Genomic DNA, 14883 nt, shown 5'->3' on the forward strand with positions numbered 1-14883 from the left:
GATGCTGGCATTTGGCCTACATGCGGCGGTTAACATCAGTACTACTCGGGTCATTTTCAACCACGGAGAGACTCAACGCTCGGTGATGTTAGTCAACGATGGTAATTATCCCGTGGTGGTTCAAAGTTGGGTAGATGACGGCACGCCAGAGAAAGGGCCATCACAGGCCAGTTCGCCTTTTATCGTGCTTCCCCCGGTGCTAAAAATTCTCCCCGGTGAACAACGCGAGATAAAGGTGATGACGACTGGGGCGGGGCTTGCCAACGATTATGAGTCGTTATTCTGGCTCAACGTGTACCAGGTTCCAGCGGAGTTGAAAAATAGCTCAACTGGTGAAAAAGTGCGCTTAACGTTAAGAAATCAGCTAAAAGTCCTATGGAGACCGAAAAACACAGGTGTGTTGACTGAAAAAAGCATCAATCTTCTGAGTTTTCACCATGAAAACGGGGGGATTTACGCTGTTAATCAGAGTTCCTGGAACATATCTCTGGCTAATGTAGCTTCAGGAGACTATTCCATAACTGGAATAGTGGTTTCACCGCGTTCCCGGCAGGTAATTTTTAAGTCAGCACCTCCTGAAATGCTGAATAATAAGATAAACTTTACTGTGATTAACGATGAAGGAAATCGTTGGGGATTTTCAACTGTCGTAAATTAACGCTGGCAGTGCTCGCTCTAGCTAAATTGACAAAAATCCATATTCAGGGAACATAATGGCACACGTGTTTTTGCTTAACAGTACCGTTGTATTCTGGCCAGAGCGGAACGTACTCTACGCGAAATCGGATGAGACCAAACGTATAACATTAAGCAATCCGGCAACCCGTTGTTTACTTTTATTAATTCAACAACAGGGGCAGGTTATTGAACGTGATTATTTCTTTGAGCATGTCTGGTATATTAACGGTGCGCAGGTCACCAATAATACGTTCTATCAGAATATTTCCTTGCTTCGTCGCGCGTTTAAAGAACTTAGCCTGAATGAAGAACTTATCGTAACCGTACCGAAAGTCGGGATCCGCCTGGAGCCACAACTGGAAGTGCTGGAACAGAAGATTGAAGAACCGCTTAGCGAGCTCTCTGTCACGCCATCGGTAACGTCGGTAAATACAGTGACAAAATCACTGCGTATGCGCTCACTGTGCTGGATTCTGGCGGGGGTTGTGTGCTGCGTTATAGCCGCAATAGTGACCTGGGAGGCACAGTTTGATCCCAGACTCAGTCGTTATGTGTCTTTAGGCGTAGGGGAGGGATGCCACTGGTACGCCAATCAGGATGTGCTTAAATTTGATCAGCACCAGCAGTTTATCAAAACAAGTACGCTGGATTGTCAAAGCTATCCCTGGGTTTATCTCACGCTGTATCCTAATTTCCCGCGGATCTCCGCATTAACTTGTCGAAAGCAATTTAGCCGCTGGCAGGATAATGATTGTGTGACCCATTATTATTTCGCGGAGTCCAGACATGTGGGGACGTAATATAAAATGGTGTGTTGGCATCATCTTAGCAGTAGCGTTAACAATTGCTGTCACGATGACGTTACAAAACTGGCAGCGGTCACATTTTGATTGCTCCGGAGAATTAGTAATGGAGTATCCAGATATTCGTGGTGATATTTCAGTCAGGTACGTTTTTAATGGCAGCAATGGGGTGGCTATTTTACGCGGAAAAATCACTGATAATAACGGTGAAAAGCTGGCGGTAAATCAAAATGTCTGGTTTACCTTTACTCGCAAGGATGATGATTACTTTATGGAGTCCGGAAATGTCGCTTCAAGTTCCGGTGGCACTAACATTCATCCATTGTTAGCGAGAACGTTGCCAGATTTTTTCCTTAAACCCAAAGAACCATTTTATTTCAGCATATTGCGACTCAACAGCAGTACATGGCAGTTCTATACCAGCCGTTCGCCGTCGGTGTTTTGTCAGCGTTAAACCGTTGAGATTGCACTCTGTATAGCATTTGCATACAGAGTGCTTGTGCTCAAAGCATTTCAACTGCAGGAGCGAACTTTGTTGCTCAGACCTTCATGATTGGTTATTCGACAGAGAAAGCAGAAGGGGTGAAGACTGAACTTGTCCATGGGATTAGAAGCCTGATACAGCTCAAATTCAATTTAACATAATATACATTATGCGCACCAGTAAGGCGTAAGAGAGAATCCAGCATTCTGGCACAGGAAAACCCAGCCATCAGGTCATCGTCCGTCAGGACGGCTCTGGTGAAGCTGCCGCGCCGGATTAGCCCCAAACCTATAATTAATGACTGCGCGGCTTGGCCAACCCCGGTCAGCACCAAAACAAGTTTTGTCACTTCCCGGCGTTACTGTTAAAAACATGAACGCCAAAGCCTTTGCAGCCACAATTGCTTCTGTCCTATTATCGTCATGCAGTCGTAAGCAATTATGCAAAGCGGATGGTCGTACTGTTTCCTCACCAGTTACACACGACAAATCGTCTGCGATGTTATAGGACGGACAAGCTCTGCGGTTATGCAATGGCTCATGCACCTTACTTGTCTCTTGCCGCAAAATGAGTCCGGGTTTCGTGGGCATGTCAGGGTTCACGGTTGTTTACTACTGCTCTGAAAAGAAATTTTTTTCGCATGCGAAAAACTGGCGTCTTGCCATCAGCATAAGGAACGCTTCCGTCATGATAAAAAATGAACAGGAATATTACGCTGCTCTAAAAGAAGTCTCACCGCTTTACGATCTCGACCCGCCGGATGGTTCTGAGGAAGCCAGAAAACTGGATGAACTGTCTACGCTGATTATGCAGTATGAGGCAAAAAACTATCCACTTGATTAGCTGAAAGCGGCGATTTGTTCCCCCCCTGATTTTTGCCTCTCCTTATGTTCCACGGCATAACACCCCACCTTTCAAGTTTAAAAGTTTATAAAAACATAATATTATCAATTGGTTATTAGGTTACTGATTTATTGCCATGCCTTAACGGCATAGCTCCCCACCTTTGAGTCAGGAATGTTGCACGGTGATTTGTTCCGCCTGCCGATAATTAAAAAAGAGATAAGAGGCGATTTGTTCCACCTGATATGCACTGGGGGACTTTCCTGTCTGAGCGCCCTTCTCACCAACGTTCCCCCCGCTGCGCAGGGAGAACGCCGGTGATCCGGGATTAAAGCAGGTTAACGACGCGGGCGCGAATGAGAATGTACAGCGTGCGCTTGTTTGCATTTGAGCTTTTGGACGTGAAGAGCGCACCAATTAAGGGAATTTTCGATACCCACGGTACAGATGAATCACTGTCGCTTTCCCTGTTATCCACCATCCCGCCGAGGAGAACTGTCTGGCCGGATTTTAGCTGAACGGTTGTCGAAATTGAGCGTGTATTTGTGATGATGTCGGAAGCCGTTTGCGAATCAGAAATACTGTCCGCATTTGTTGAAACATCCATGATTAACAATCCTCCGGGTGTCACGACCGGAACAACCTTTAATGAGATCCCCACATCATGACGCTCGATCGTCTGGAATGGATTATTAACATTTGCAGCTTCTCCCGTGACCCGTCCCGTCACAAATGGAACATTTTGCCCTGCCGTAAATGTTCCTGGCTGGCCTGACATAGTCAGGATGCGCGGCATTGATAAAAGCGTTGATTTGCTCGATGTTTCAAGCGCTTTCAGGCTAAGCCCCAGAATGTTGCCGTTAAAAATACCAAAGGAGCCGCCAGTGCTGGATAAAACGGACGTGAGGCGGTCAGTATTGATTCCTCCCGCCACCGGACTGCCGGAAGGATCTCCCGCTGCAAAGGAGAAATCAAAACCATCGGAAGCCGTTGTTTCAAAAATAACTGATTCAACAAGAACCTGCGTTCTTGGCACATCAACAGAGGGAAAAAATGCTGCAAGTTCTTTATGTTGTGATGCTGATGCCGTTACGGCAAGAATATTCGCTCCATCAAAAGGATAAACTTTAGTACCTGCAATATTTTCCCCCTTCAGGAATATATCAATAACTGGTGCGAGATCCTTTGCTCTGACGTTATTGACCGGATACGTCTGAGTAATCAAATTGGCGCGCATCTCAGATTTAGTGAAAAATTCTCCAGTTGGCGGAGGAACATCCCCCTCATAAGAGGATGCCGGAACCGGCTCTGAGAATGAATCGGAATATTCATACGTATCACGGTTAAACTTTTGAACCACAGCAGGATTACCCGGACTGAGGTCAAAACCGTTCGCCCGGAGAACCGACGTAAAAAACTGAGACAGTTCATCCTTGGTGACATCCGCTGAGTAAACTGTAATTTCCCCTTTTACGTCCGGTGAAATAATCACAGGCTTTCCGGTTGTTTTTGAATACCATGAAACAAACTCCCTGACTGGCGCGTTATTCAGTTCGACAGGGATAGCAAAGCTCTGAAATGACAATGCACAAAGCAAACTAGCAAGTAACTTTTTCATGTTTCCCATCCTTAATAAGCTCTACCGCGCAAGGTGCTATATAGACCATGCGGAAACCGTCTTTAATTAGATCGTCAGATGCGATTTTTTGCTTCTTAGCATCCATAAACTCAAAACCAACCGTATTTCCCATTCGATACGATGTTGTTATTTTCAAATCTGATGGTTTATAACGGGATGTGATAATCTGCGGCGATGCTGGTTTTATCTGAGTTGTCGCTTCCGGTCTGGACAGACTGAGGTATGCGAATGCTGATACAAAACCACAAAACAGGCACAATACTCTTGAATATTTCTTTAAATAGATTCTGGAAAGTCTCATATAAAATGTAGCGTCCCTCTTTACGGCATACCTGCCATGTGAAAGATATGGTGTCAGGTATGAGAATGATGAATGCTCATAAGCGTCTGAAAATGCCTGTTTGGTATCATAAGCGGCATACAGATCTCGCCCCGTATAAGTCCAGCGTTCTACAGTCATTGACTGAGGAGAGTCACCATATTTAACAATTCCGACATGTACTTTTGGCAGCGGAAGTTTTGAACCCGTTATTACACTATAAAGTGAGCCAATGAATGGGATTGTGATTTTATCGAGGCGTCTGCAATAAACAACATGCTCGGCCAGTGCCACACGAGCTTGTTTATCCATGATGGATAAATCCTGAATAAGAAAAATAATATCCCAGCCCAGTTTTCTGGCATGTAAAAACCAATTAATTACGGACTGTCTTTCTTTATCAGCCCATGAGCGTGAGTTAAACCATGTTCCACACTCATCAAGAACCAATAATCCATTTTTATTTTCATCATAGGAATTATTGCCTCTCCCGATTGCCAGTAAATCCTCCAGTGAGGGTTTATCAGGTATCCGTATAACATCCGGTGACTTTGCAAATATTCCCACTCTCGGTAACTTATGAATGCGCAAGTCGAGATTCGTTGCCACCCTGCAACCAGAAACAATTTTGTCCTGGATTTTACCGACAGCGACCAGTGTTTTACCTGCTCCAAGCTTTCCCGTTACGACATATACAGCCATTATGATTTATTCCAGTCAAGGTATCCTATAATTCTGTCTTTAACGTCAAAAATAAAAACTGCTGCTTTAAGCGAAAAAATCGCATACAAACATGGTGCTGCATTAGCAGGAACAACATAAGAAATTGCACTGGCAATTTCAGGCGGTAATACAGAAGTAAGATCTGAGAGATAGGAAACTAACAATCCATTCAGACCGATAATGAGACCAAGGAATAGCGAAATTGCAAGTGCTATTCTGGCAATACCCAATGTAAAAAACTTTGCAGCATATGCAATAAGAGCACCTGCAAGCCATCCAATAAATCTTGCCAGAACAGGAAGCCCAAGAAAAGCTGGCATAGTTACCCCCTTCCCTTACGTAATACTCCAGAAAAAGAATCGTAAACAGTAACGAACGTCCAGAAATATAATATGAAAGCAAAAATACCTTTAAACATATCAATGTATTTGCACTCAATAATAAACTCGTACTCTTTGCCGGGAGCAAATACAAATGGCGTACATTGTTTAAATTCAGGTAAAGTCGGAAATAATCCGTCTTTCAGAAATGAGTCCAGCAGAGGAGATTTATCACCCTCACCAATTGCATTCATCGCAGATGATGAACCTGCAAACTCACCAGAAATAGCTGACCCATTGCCAACAAGCCCACCAATGCTGTCGGAAAATCCGCTTAAAGAATCCAGCGTTCCCTGTACAGAACCATCAAGAGATGCCCCTGTATCGGCCTGTAAAGCTGACAAGTCAAATGATTCAGTCAGTGCATCTTTATTGGCATTTGCCATTTTGACGTAATCAAAATCACCGGTTCCGTTGCCATTATTCCCGGTTCCGCCACCATCATTGCCTGACCCGCCTGACCCGCCTGACCCGCCTGACCCGCCTGACCCGCCTGACCCGCCTGACCCGCCTGACCCGCCTGACCCGCCTGCCCCATTGCCACCCTGATAATTAATATTCGACTGTATTGTTATATTTCTGGAATAAGATGGCGTAACCGAATCAGTTATCAAAACAGCACGTGAGGCATCACACTTATTCTGAAAAGTTTCCCAGTTCATTATGCAGACGTTTGATGTGTCATAGGAAACCTGCTTTACATTAACGGAATAAGAATAGTTAATGTATGTCGGGTTATTCACGTCAGATTGTTTTGATTCCACATTATAAGAAACAGCCTTATAACTGTTCTGTAGTATTTTAACATGATTGCCGTCACTATCTGTTTGCTCAAACCACATATCAGGCTGGTTATAATCATACTTTACCGTTTCCGTAATGTTAGCAATGACAATTGAATCAGCATTGTTAGACAGATAATACCCTGAACACATTGTGCAATTGGCATTTGTATAAAGCGAAAACTGAGAACCTATTGAGTCAGATTTAACCACATTAGAAGGAATGCTCAGAGTAGATAAGTCAGACGGTAAATTCACAGTCTGCCCGGGTGTTACTGTATCTGGCGTAGAATTGTTTCCTGAGTCTCCATTACTACCCCCGCCAGATGAATTATCATCACCACCATTGCCAGAGCCATCAGCAGCACGAACAGGCGTCCAGTGCCCATTCCACGAAGTATCATTATCATAACCGATACCAATACCCGAAAGTTCGTAAATGCAGTTTTCAAAATTTGCATAACGTGAGTCTCCTTCTTTCCAGACATTACTTAATGTGCCATCAAATGCAGGTTTACTTAAACATTCAGCGTCTGTAGTTGCATGGGTAAAGAAAGGAGCAAAAAATAAAGCAATAATTATTTTCTTCATTTATGCTACCTGAATAAAGGGTGGCAGACGCCACCCAAATAAATGGTTGAAGAGAAATAATGTTGAATTAGGATGCGCGGCTTACAAATTTCTTAAAGAGCTTAATTCCCACCGTAGCACCAACAACAAGAACAACAAGCGCCCATGCGTACCCGGACATTTCGGTTGCCTGAGCGGTTAAAGAATCAAAGGCAGCTTTAGCCTGACTGGTTGCATCATCTGCTGCAAAGGCAGATGAACCAATAACCAGAGTTGAGCCAGCAATGATTTTTGCAACGACTGATTTTTTCATGTTGAAACCTCAGATAGTTTTTTAAACACCAGAATAGAATGGGATATAACCCATCCAACACAATAAGCAGCAAAGAAGTAAGATAGTGCACTCATCTTTGACCACCACTAATAACGCCAAGGCCAAAGCAAATAACAAGACCGGCATTAAATATTAATTGATAAAGAGAATCGAAGTCTGTTGCAGACATGTTTATTCCAGAAGTTCAAGAAGCATGTCTACATTAAACCCACGGGATTGCTCACCTGTTTGCTTATCTGTATATGGAAAGCTACGTTCATAACCTGTAATTCGGCAGTGAATATCTTCTATCTCATCCCCCACACGGCCAAGTGATTTCTTGGACTTAATGCGTATAACTGGAGGGAAACTATATGCGTCAGCGGCAGGAGAAACCACTGTAGTGTAATAATAGCCGCCGCCGTTATTAAATCGTTTGATTTTCCCAGTAACAGTGGTTTCCAGATTTCCTAACTCACTCATATAAACACCTTTTATTAATCAACTATGCAACACGTAAATGTGACGGACGTACATACCATGATGGTGCTACGCACTCCTGCACCTTAATTTCTCGTGTTTGTTTCACAATCACAGGAGAGAATTTAGAAACATTGCATTTCTGCGCAATGTCGATACCAATTTTTCGTAACCGTGCCCGATGTGTCTGAACCTGTTTTTTGTTGAAGTCAAATACATGACCGTGAAACCACTGTATTGCATACATTGCGGTAGTATTTGCTGCACGGGTGGTTTCAACAACCCCACTACTTACAAGATGATCACTGATAGTTTCAAAGTCCATAGCATTCACCGATAACTTTTTATCAAGTTCAAGAAAATCAGAATGTAACTTATTTAAAATAGAATAATCAGAAAGCCCCCAGTAATTGAGAGCGTTCTTTTGCAAAAATCTGGATTTCAGCTTTTGCTCAAACCTTACGACCCCATTCTCTTTACAGAAAGAGATAATATCGAGTACGTAATTGTATTCCCGCGATTGTTCGGAAAAACGATTCTTTATCTTTGTTAAAGAATGGAGTTCCATTTCATGTGCTTTGTTGTAAACCGTTGGATATATGAGGTTTACATTGCCTTTTTTGGACAGCCAGTCAACGGATTTTCCATTGGAGTGTAGCCGTGGAACGCTGTTCCTGTAGGGTTGCGTAGATAAACCTGAAATATAGTCATCTTCATTCCCCTTACCTGCCGCTCTGTTCGAGGTGATATGTACTTCTTTGATAATTGCACCGTCAGCAATAAGAGGTGCTTTCTCATTCTCTTTTGCCTGACCGGGCATCAGCCTCTTGCATTTCGTAAACTGAGGTAAACCTATTTCAGCAAGGATCGTATTGAAAACCGATACACAGGAATCCACAGTTGGAAGGCCAAATAAATTATCAAGACGCCCCCACCGGGAAGGGTTTCCAGAGACTTTTAGCAATGAGCCTCGAATAGAGATCGACACAACATCACAAAAGGATCCTTTGTGCTGAAAAGTTGGCTGACTCAGAGCTGACGCTTCCCCGCTTTCGAGGTGGATGCGCTGGTAGGCTACATCACTCAAAATCGGTAGCTGAAAGCCAAAATCCTGTTCAATAGTCAGCCAGTCGAAAAACATTGAACACTCACCCTATACATGTATGCAGTTACGCAATGACAAAAATCTATCACGCCTTACGCATGTATACAAGCATAATGATATGAGCGCATAAGTGTTTAACTATAATGACGGCAGAATACGACTGGAGAGCATAAGTGTTTAGCTTTATGCCAGCAGAAAACTACTGAGGTGTGAAATGGCAACTCCAAAACGAACAACTATGGCTATCGTGGCTGAACGAAAACTAAAACTCGAACGACTGGCGATCGATGCCAGTCATACCGCTGGCCGCGCGATCACCTGGACTGACATCGTTAATCATCTGATTGATAATTATGCAAAAGATGCGGCAAAGGATCTGATTCACACAACCAAGTCCAGCGAGTAAGATTAGGAAAATACCGTGGGAAACCACGGTAAAGTTCGGGTGTCACAGAACCCCGAACCGCTTCGCGGTATCTGGAGATAAAGGCCATTCATGAAAATGGCCTAGAGGATAGAAGCGAAAAAATTAACGAGAAATGACCAAGTTATAGATCGAGTCTAAATTTTTGAATACATCATCGACTTCAAAGTGATGTGCAGTGTCTCTGTAAAAAGTCGTTGTGAAAGATAGACCGCTAGGTTTTATCGCATTGATTCTATTGATTTTATCATTGGTTACATTATGCATGTGTCGTAAATATAATGGATATGAAAACACAGCCTGGTCAAATGCTTCATTCGCAGCTACTACACGAAAATCATCAAGTGATTTGCGCAGTTCAGTTGGACGATCTTTATGTTCGCTCTTTTCAAGCATTGAACTCATTAATAACTCAGTGAATATCCATGGAGATTGGGTTCTAAACTCATCCCCATCACGAACGCATGAGTCGATTGTATTAATAAATATCAGACATTCAGATTCATGTATCATTTTTATTAATGCAGATGAAAGTATCATATTCAAATTGCTTGCAAGTTTATTGCAGCGCTCATAAATATAAGTATTTTCTTGTCCCGGAAACTTGTTGTGCTTATTATTTAGCTCACGGAGTGCATCATCCATATACCCCCAAACTTCTGAATCAACAAATGAACGAATGCCAAACCTTGAAAATAAAAAGTTAGCCAAGGCTATTGCCTTAGCTTTATCTACATGGCTATGGGAAATGAAAACATGTGCATTTACATCAGGGAACCAGATTTTTTTGAATTCTTCATAATTAATAGAATCATCAATAGAATCATTGTAACCATCTGATTTTGTTATTGATTCTCTAATTTTACTTATCGGATCTGGAAGTTTTAACTCCTCCGTTAATGTAGTCGCATAAGTACCATCCAATAGAAAAGAATCATCAGGTATTGAAAAGTTTAAGGCATGTAGCATGATTAATATCCATTATTTAAAATAACACGAAAAAGATAAAAACAGCAACAAACATTGGTATATGGAAAAGAAGAATAGATGTAGAAATTAATGAGCTTCTATATGAAAGCATTTCACCCTTTAGTATATCTTTGTATAGTGCAGGGTTTATGCTGAAATAGTTAATAGATTCTGAGTTTGATTCAGCCAAGTAATTATATATTTTCCTGAAAATCCTTTCTTGTTGTAGATAATAAGCATCCAATAAACAGAACGCTATGGTGCTCACTATTAACGCAAGAAGTAAATAACCTGAATATTGGGATGCATCCTTTTTTAACGCCACAACTGCAACAAATAATGTTAGGTCCCATCCTTTAATATAAAACGAATTATTAGCCATTCTAGCTATGATCGCCTGTAGGAATCCTAACCCAGCAATTTTAGATTCAATGATGTTCACTTTTTGACCTGCCGCATGTACATAGAGAGACATACAGAAAAGGTAGCATAAACACCGTTAAATCAGAATGATGGTGCGCACAATGACGTTATGCTAAAGAGGTCGCTGCGGAAGAGATTTTCGCAGCGACCTTTTCAACATAACGCGTATGACATTATGCGCACTTACGTGGAATGAGGCAGAATCTAAGATTCTTTGGTCATCCTTATCCTTCTTGTGCTGGTTACATATGGTGTTGAAGTAACAGGATCATTAATTTTAATTACTTCCCGCTTTCAGGCGGCGCTGCAGGTGCTGTGTACCAGTCCTCTTTGGCCACCATCACGCTGCTCTCAGGTTGCAGCACAAAGTTTGGAGACATGATCTGTACATTGAACTCATTGAAGACGTCCTGAATATTACTGTGCAGTTCGTTACGCGCATCAGCCAGCGGCACCTCCGGCAGTAAACATACCTGCAGTTCATATGCAATGTACCAGTCCATCAGACTCAACTGACGCACCAACGGCGGCTGAGAAAGATCGATTCCTTTCGCCCGTTTGGCCGCTAACTCCAACATTGCGTGCACTTGCCGCCACGGTGTGTCATAGCCAATGGTGACGCCAATTGTCAGGTTGACGCCGCCGTTTGCGCTTTGCGCACTTAGATTAGTAATTTTCCCGCTGACGACAACTGCATTTGGCACCGTGACTACATAGTTTTCACGGGTGATGATTTTAGTCGCAAGCATGCCAATTTCACTGACCAAACCTTCGTTATCGGCCACCCGAATCATATCTCCTTTACGTAGCGCTCGTGAGTAGATCAAAACCAACCCGCTCATCGCATGATTCATCACCCCGGCCGAACCAAGCGTGAGCATCAGACCAAAGAAAACACTAATGCCTTTAAACGCAAGTGAATTGGCCCCAGGTAAAAACGGATAGGCAGCTGATAACGCAAAGAGCCAAACTACCACCGAAATCAGCTTACGGGTCGCGCCGACTGTATCTGGATGGATCCCCGGCAATTGTAAACGCCCCGCTTCTACTTGGTTGAGCACAGCTTTAAGTAGTTTCAATATTACTACGGTGATAACGAAAATGATTAGCACGATCATTAACCCAGGAAGAGCCGAGACAATCGACAATGCTATATCGCGCACCACTCGAACAAACCAATCACCCAATGACTCTCCCCAAACGCGCGTCCAGGGAAACAGACTAAAGGTCCAGCTGAGCCAGACATACAGTGAGACGATACCCAAGAGGATCATCAATGCTGCAAACAGGCGTGTTTCGATAGCACCGACAAGCCTACGCCACCGCGGAGGGATCCAGCTTCGATTCTCAAAAATACGCCGGCGATAAACACGTTTTACCCAGCGCCAGGAACGGTATGAACCGTACCAAAACAGTATCAATCCCGTCAGTCCTGCTACTGTTTTCACCACCGAAAGCGCCAGCCAGGCACTATTATACTGCTCATTCAATGCCGAACGCTGCTGTTCCATGCGTGCCAACACGCGCTGCGCTGCCTGATCGAGTGTCAGATCATCACCCTCATCAAGATCGCCTGCAGTCAGCAACAGCACCGGCTTGTGATTCATTACGATAAGCCTTCCCGACTGGTTATAGCGGGTGACTGACTCGATTTTTAGAGGCTCACGCACATCGGCTTCGGTGAAATTGCGTAATGTATTGCGGATGCGTAGCACCCGCTCTTCCGGTGTAGTAAGGCCAAATTTTGCCTGTAACATGACAATCGGTTGGTGGAATATATAGACCGTGCGGGCACGTTCTTTCTCGTTCGGCTCCTGACGAGGTTCCGCTGCATTTGCGTTAAAAACCAAAGATGAGAGAAAACACGTTAAAAAAGCGAGCGTAATCCTGTTCATATTCACCACCGGAAATATGAGAATTCTCGTTATTATTCAAAAAGCCAAAGCAAGACGGAGCATCGTTTTAGCATAGACCAGCCTTTCACTTACGCAATAAAGGCACGAATATCGATGACATAGTGGCCGCAGTGGCCTGATTAACACTAACTTGTGCTGAATGATGCTATGCTTCAGAACGCACAATTTAAATCATCAGACAATGCCTAACAAAAACGACAAGATCATCCTGCGCTTTGTGTGCTTACTACTCTTTACCTGTACGCTAACGGGTTGCATATTGACACGCGTTTCCGACAGCGCACATGCCAAAGAGGTCGACAGTTTGAATGTTGTTGGTCTGAGTCTGGATGCCGCAAGAAAAAGAGCAACCGAAAAAGGTTTTGAATGCAGCGAATATAGCAACCTGAATACGGTTGTAACTGACGATGGTGAACATCGATGGCTGCAAACTGAGTGCAGCAAGAAGAGCGCAGAGATGTTTTGTCCGCAAATGCGTTTTGTGGTGCTTAATATCGATCCTAAAACGAATAACGTCATTGAGGTGGGTAAATACATCGATCAACGCACATGCTTTTAAAGACTAACAGGTATCTGCACTAATAATCTGGTTAATTATCGACAAAGACGATACAGGACATGTTGTGCTAACCGATGATCTGACGGCAGCGCGGGATGAACAAACTCTTCTGCTTTATTCATACCAAGTCGTATCATCAGTTTCTCTGACGGTGTGTTCAGCACTGAAGTGAATGAAACCACCTCACTTAACGCCAGCTCTTCGAAAGCAAACGTCAGGCATGCTTCGGCGGCTTCCAATGCAACTCCCTGGTGCCAGTATGCTTTAGCAAGACGCCAGCCTATTTCAGTACAGGGTGAAAAATGAAATTTATCAGGTTGTGGATGCAACCCCACACAGCCCACAAACTGGTGTGTTTCTTTTAACTCTACGGCCCAAAATCCCCAGCCGCGCGCTGCAATACCTTCACTAAACCTATCGACCAGGTTATCGCTTTCAGCCTTCTGTAGCGGTGCCGGGAAAAAGCGCATCACGTCAGAATCGGCATTGAGTGCAGCAAAAGGGGCTCGGTCTTTAGCTTCCCACTGTCGTAATATCAACCTTGGTGTTTCCAGCATATTCCTGCCCTTATCATTCATTTTCGTATAATCTTCTAAAATAAGTGGATCATCGGCAAGGGTTTATATCATCCTTTTCCGATTTTTCCTCTCATACTGGAGATTTATACATGGCCGACTGGAACCCTTCGCTTTATCTGCAATATGAAACTGAACGTTCAAGACCCGCAGCGGAATTACTCAGCCGTGTGGCGTTAGAAAATGTCCGCTCAGTTGTTGATCTTGGTTGTGGCCCTGGAAACAGTACGGCATTGCTGCATCAGCGCTGGCCCACGGCAAAGACAACAGGAGTCGATTCCTCTCCTGCTATGCTGAATGAAGCGCGCAACACGTTACCTGACTGTCATTTTATCGAAGCGGATATTAGCCTGTTTCACCCCGAGCATCCCGTGGATCTGCTTTATGCAAATGCGTCGTTACAGTGGGTACCCGATCACTATGAATTATTCCCGCACCTGGTCTCACAACTGAGTCACAATGGCGTTCTGGCCGTGCAAATGCCAGATAACTGGCTGGAGCCAACGCATGTATTGATGCGCGAAGTGGCTTATGAACAAGATTACCCAGACCGTGGCCGTGCTCCGCTTCCTGGCGTTCACGCCTACTATGATATTTTGACCGAAGCAGGTTGTGATGTAGATATCTGGCGTACAACGTATTATCACATTATGGATTCGCATCAGGCAATTATCGACTGGGTAAGCTCAACGGGCTTGCGCCCCTGGTTGCAGGATTTGAGCGAAAGCGAGCAACGTCATTACCTGGCGCGCTACCATGAACTGCTCCAGGAACAATATCCGTTGCAGGAGAACGGCAAAATTTTGCTCGCATTTCCGCGATTGTTTATTGTTGCCAGACGCATTAGTTAAGCGTTTATCATCTGGCAGATCACAGGAATAAACTATCAGCCATGCGT

The 14883-nt window shown here is 43.8% G+C and carries 19 protein-coding genes; 7 read left to right on the forward strand and 12 right to left on the reverse strand.

Annotated features, from left to right (window positions below; translation table 11 throughout):
* Position 1: 1 nt before the first annotated feature.
* The 4 genes from OGX67_RS16395 to OGX67_RS16410 all read left to right on the forward strand — a co-directional run bounded on the left by OGX67_RS16395 (position 2) and on the right by OGX67_RS16410 (position 2808).
* Positions 2–658 carry a fimbrial biogenesis chaperone gene (locus OGX67_RS16395; protein WP_032949285.1) on the forward strand — a complete coding sequence of 219 codons (657 nt, stop codon included), beginning with the start codon at positions 2–4 and terminating at the stop codon, positions 656–658.
* Positions 659–713: 55 nt separating this feature from the next.
* A complete protein-coding gene (locus OGX67_RS16400) occupies positions 714–1478 on the forward strand; it encodes a winged helix-turn-helix domain-containing protein (protein ID WP_061548262.1) in 765 nt (254 codons plus the stop codon).
* Entirely contained in the window at positions 1465–1935 is a 471-nt protein-coding gene (locus OGX67_RS16405) for a YqeJ family protein (protein ID WP_016150237.1), read from the forward strand. Before OGX67_RS16400 ends, OGX67_RS16405 begins: the two co-directional genes overlap by 14 nt.
* A 717-nt stretch (positions 1936–2652) precedes the next feature.
* Complete coding sequence (locus tag OGX67_RS16410; protein WP_157858749.1) at positions 2653–2808, forward strand: hypothetical protein; 156 nt, start codon at positions 2653–2655, stop codon at positions 2806–2808.
* Between the two features lie 328 nt (positions 2809–3136).
* Here OGX67_RS16410 and OGX67_RS16415 read toward each other — a convergent pair whose 3' ends face one another.
* The 8 genes from OGX67_RS16415 to OGX67_RS16450 form a co-directional block, all read right to left on the reverse strand.
* Positions 3137–4426, reverse strand: coding sequence for a secretin GspD/PilQ domain-containing protein (locus OGX67_RS16415; RefSeq protein ID WP_227440782.1), 1290 nt, complete (start codon positions 4424–4426; stop codon positions 3137–3139).
* Positions 4407–5468 (reverse strand): zonular occludens toxin domain-containing protein, encoded by a 1062-nt coding sequence (locus OGX67_RS16420; RefSeq protein ID WP_200013487.1) that lies wholly within the window; start codon positions 5466–5468, stop codon positions 4407–4409. The genes OGX67_RS16415 and OGX67_RS16420 overlap by 20 nt, the downstream gene beginning before the upstream one ends.
* The gene (locus OGX67_RS16425; RefSeq protein ID WP_080330447.1) at positions 5468–5809 is read right to left on the reverse strand and encodes a minor coat protein; all 342 of its coding nucleotides are present in this window, start codon (positions 5807–5809) and stop codon (positions 5468–5470) included. The genes OGX67_RS16420 and OGX67_RS16425 overlap by 1 nt, the downstream gene beginning before the upstream one ends.
* Before the next feature lie 2 nt (positions 5810–5811).
* The gene (locus OGX67_RS16430) at positions 5812–7242 is read right to left on the reverse strand and encodes a phage attachment proteinphage attachment protein, G3P family (protein WP_286526840.1); all 1431 of its coding nucleotides are present in this window, start codon (positions 7240–7242) and stop codon (positions 5812–5814) included.
* A gap of 67 nt (positions 7243–7309) precedes the next feature.
* Positions 7310–7534, reverse strand: a complete 225-nt coding sequence (locus OGX67_RS16435) for a major coat protein (protein WP_015979773.1) — start codon at positions 7532–7534, stop codon at positions 7310–7312.
* 91 nt (positions 7535–7625) lie between these two features.
* A complete protein-coding gene (locus OGX67_RS16440) occupies positions 7626–7724 on the reverse strand; it encodes a tail virion protein G7P-2 (RefSeq protein WP_015979771.1) in 99 nt (32 codons plus the stop codon).
* A gap of 2 nt (positions 7725–7726) precedes the next feature.
* Positions 7727–8017, reverse strand: a complete 291-nt coding sequence (locus tag OGX67_RS16445) for a hypothetical protein (RefSeq protein WP_049122938.1) — start codon at positions 8015–8017, stop codon at positions 7727–7729.
* A gap of 22 nt (positions 8018–8039) precedes the next feature.
* Positions 8040–9155, reverse strand: coding sequence for a phage/plasmid replication domain-containing protein (locus OGX67_RS16450; RefSeq protein WP_098028039.1), 1116 nt, complete (start codon positions 9153–9155; stop codon positions 8040–8042).
* A gap of 178 nt (positions 9156–9333) precedes the next feature.
* Between OGX67_RS16450 and OGX67_RS16455 the strand changes: the two genes are divergently transcribed.
* Entirely contained in the window at positions 9334–9525 is a 192-nt protein-coding gene (locus tag OGX67_RS16455) for a hypothetical protein (RefSeq protein ID WP_016157959.1), read from the forward strand.
* Between the two features lie 123 nt (positions 9526–9648).
* Here OGX67_RS16455 and OGX67_RS16460 read toward each other — a convergent pair whose 3' ends face one another.
* The 3 genes from OGX67_RS16460 to OGX67_RS16470 form a co-directional block, all read right to left on the reverse strand.
* On the reverse strand, positions 9649–10512 hold the full coding sequence (locus OGX67_RS16460; protein ID WP_286526846.1) for a toll/interleukin-1 receptor domain-containing protein: 864 nt from the start codon (positions 10510–10512) through the stop codon (positions 9649–9651).
* Positions 10513–10528: 16 nt separating this feature from the next.
* Positions 10529–10954: a hypothetical protein gene (locus OGX67_RS16465; RefSeq protein ID WP_227440798.1), complete on the reverse strand. Its 426-nt coding sequence runs from the start codon at positions 10952–10954 to the stop codon at positions 10529–10531.
* 262 nt (positions 10955–11216) lie between these two features.
* Positions 11217–12830, reverse strand: a complete 1614-nt coding sequence (locus OGX67_RS16470; RefSeq protein WP_257651487.1) for a mechanosensitive ion channel family protein — start codon at positions 12828–12830, stop codon at positions 11217–11219.
* A 280-nt stretch (positions 12831–13110) separates the two neighbouring features.
* On the opposite strand from OGX67_RS16470, the gene OGX67_RS16475 reads away from it, so the two are divergent.
* The gene (locus OGX67_RS16475; protein WP_257651486.1) at positions 13111–13410 is read left to right on the forward strand and encodes a hypothetical protein; all 300 of its coding nucleotides are present in this window, start codon (positions 13111–13113) and stop codon (positions 13408–13410) included.
* A 35-nt stretch (positions 13411–13445) separates the two neighbouring features.
* On the opposite strand, the gene OGX67_RS16480 is transcribed toward OGX67_RS16475, so the two are convergent.
* Entirely contained in the window at positions 13446–13967 is a 522-nt protein-coding gene (locus OGX67_RS16480; protein ID WP_003032443.1) for a GNAT family N-acetyltransferase, read from the reverse strand.
* Between the two features lie 110 nt (positions 13968–14077).
* On the opposite strand from OGX67_RS16480, the gene tam reads away from it, so the two are divergent.
* Entirely contained in the window at positions 14078–14836 is a 759-nt protein-coding gene (gene tam, locus OGX67_RS16485) for a trans-aconitate 2-methyltransferase (RefSeq protein ID WP_219372166.1), read from the forward strand.
* Positions 14837–14883: the final 47 nt, after the last annotated feature.

Origin of the sequence: Citrobacter sp. Cf118, assembly GCF_030334095.1 — a bacterium.
In the GTDB taxonomy this organism is placed as follows: Bacteria; Pseudomonadota; Gammaproteobacteria; order Enterobacterales; family Enterobacteriaceae; genus Citrobacter; species Citrobacter freundii.

Coding starts and splice junctions, on each gene's coding strand:
- OGX67_RS16395 (WP_032949285.1), top strand. CDS start 2: ATGCTGGCATTTGGCCTACATGCGGCGGTTAACATCAGTACTACTCGG.
- OGX67_RS16400 (WP_061548262.1), top strand. CDS start 714: ATGGCACACGTGTTTTTGCTTAACAGTACCGTTGTATTCTGGCCAGAG.
- OGX67_RS16405 (WP_016150237.1), top strand. CDS start 1,465: ATGTGGGGACGTAATATAAAATGGTGTGTTGGCATCATCTTAGCAGTA.
- OGX67_RS16410 (WP_157858749.1), top strand. CDS start 2,653: ATGATAAAAAATGAACAGGAATATTACGCTGCTCTAAAAGAAGTCTCA.
- OGX67_RS16415 (WP_227440782.1), bottom strand. CDS start 4,426: ATGAAAAAGTTACTTGCTAGTTTGCTTTGTGCATTGTCATTTCAGAGC.
- OGX67_RS16420 (WP_200013487.1), bottom strand. CDS start 5,468: ATGGCTGTATATGTCGTAACGGGAAAGCTTGGAGCAGGTAAAACACTG.
- OGX67_RS16425 (WP_080330447.1), bottom strand. CDS start 5,809: ATGCCAGCTTTTCTTGGGCTTCCTGTTCTGGCAAGATTTATTGGATGG.
- OGX67_RS16430 (WP_286526840.1), bottom strand. CDS start 7,242: ATGAAGAAAATAATTATTGCTTTATTTTTTGCTCCTTTCTTTACCCAT.
- OGX67_RS16435 (WP_015979773.1), bottom strand. CDS start 7,534: ATGAAAAAATCAGTCGTTGCAAAAATCATTGCTGGCTCAACTCTGGTT.
- OGX67_RS16440 (WP_015979771.1), bottom strand. CDS start 7,724: ATGTCTGCAACAGACTTCGATTCTCTTTATCAATTAATATTTAATGCC.
- OGX67_RS16445 (WP_049122938.1), bottom strand. CDS start 8,017: ATGAGTGAGTTAGGAAATCTGGAAACCACTGTTACTGGGAAAATCAAA.
- OGX67_RS16450 (WP_098028039.1), bottom strand. CDS start 9,155: ATGTTTTTCGACTGGCTGACTATTGAACAGGATTTTGGCTTTCAGCTA.
- OGX67_RS16455 (WP_016157959.1), top strand. CDS start 9,334: ATGGCAACTCCAAAACGAACAACTATGGCTATCGTGGCTGAACGAAAA.
- OGX67_RS16460 (WP_286526846.1), bottom strand. CDS start 10,512: ATGCTACATGCCTTAAACTTTTCAATACCTGATGATTCTTTTCTATTG.
- OGX67_RS16470 (WP_257651487.1), bottom strand. CDS start 12,830: ATGAACAGGATTACGCTCGCTTTTTTAACGTGTTTTCTCTCATCTTTG.
- OGX67_RS16480 (WP_003032443.1), bottom strand. CDS start 13,967: ATGCTGGAAACACCAAGGTTGATATTACGACAGTGGGAAGCTAAAGAC.
- tam (WP_219372166.1), top strand. CDS start 14,078: ATGGCCGACTGGAACCCTTCGCTTTATCTGCAATATGAAACTGAACGT.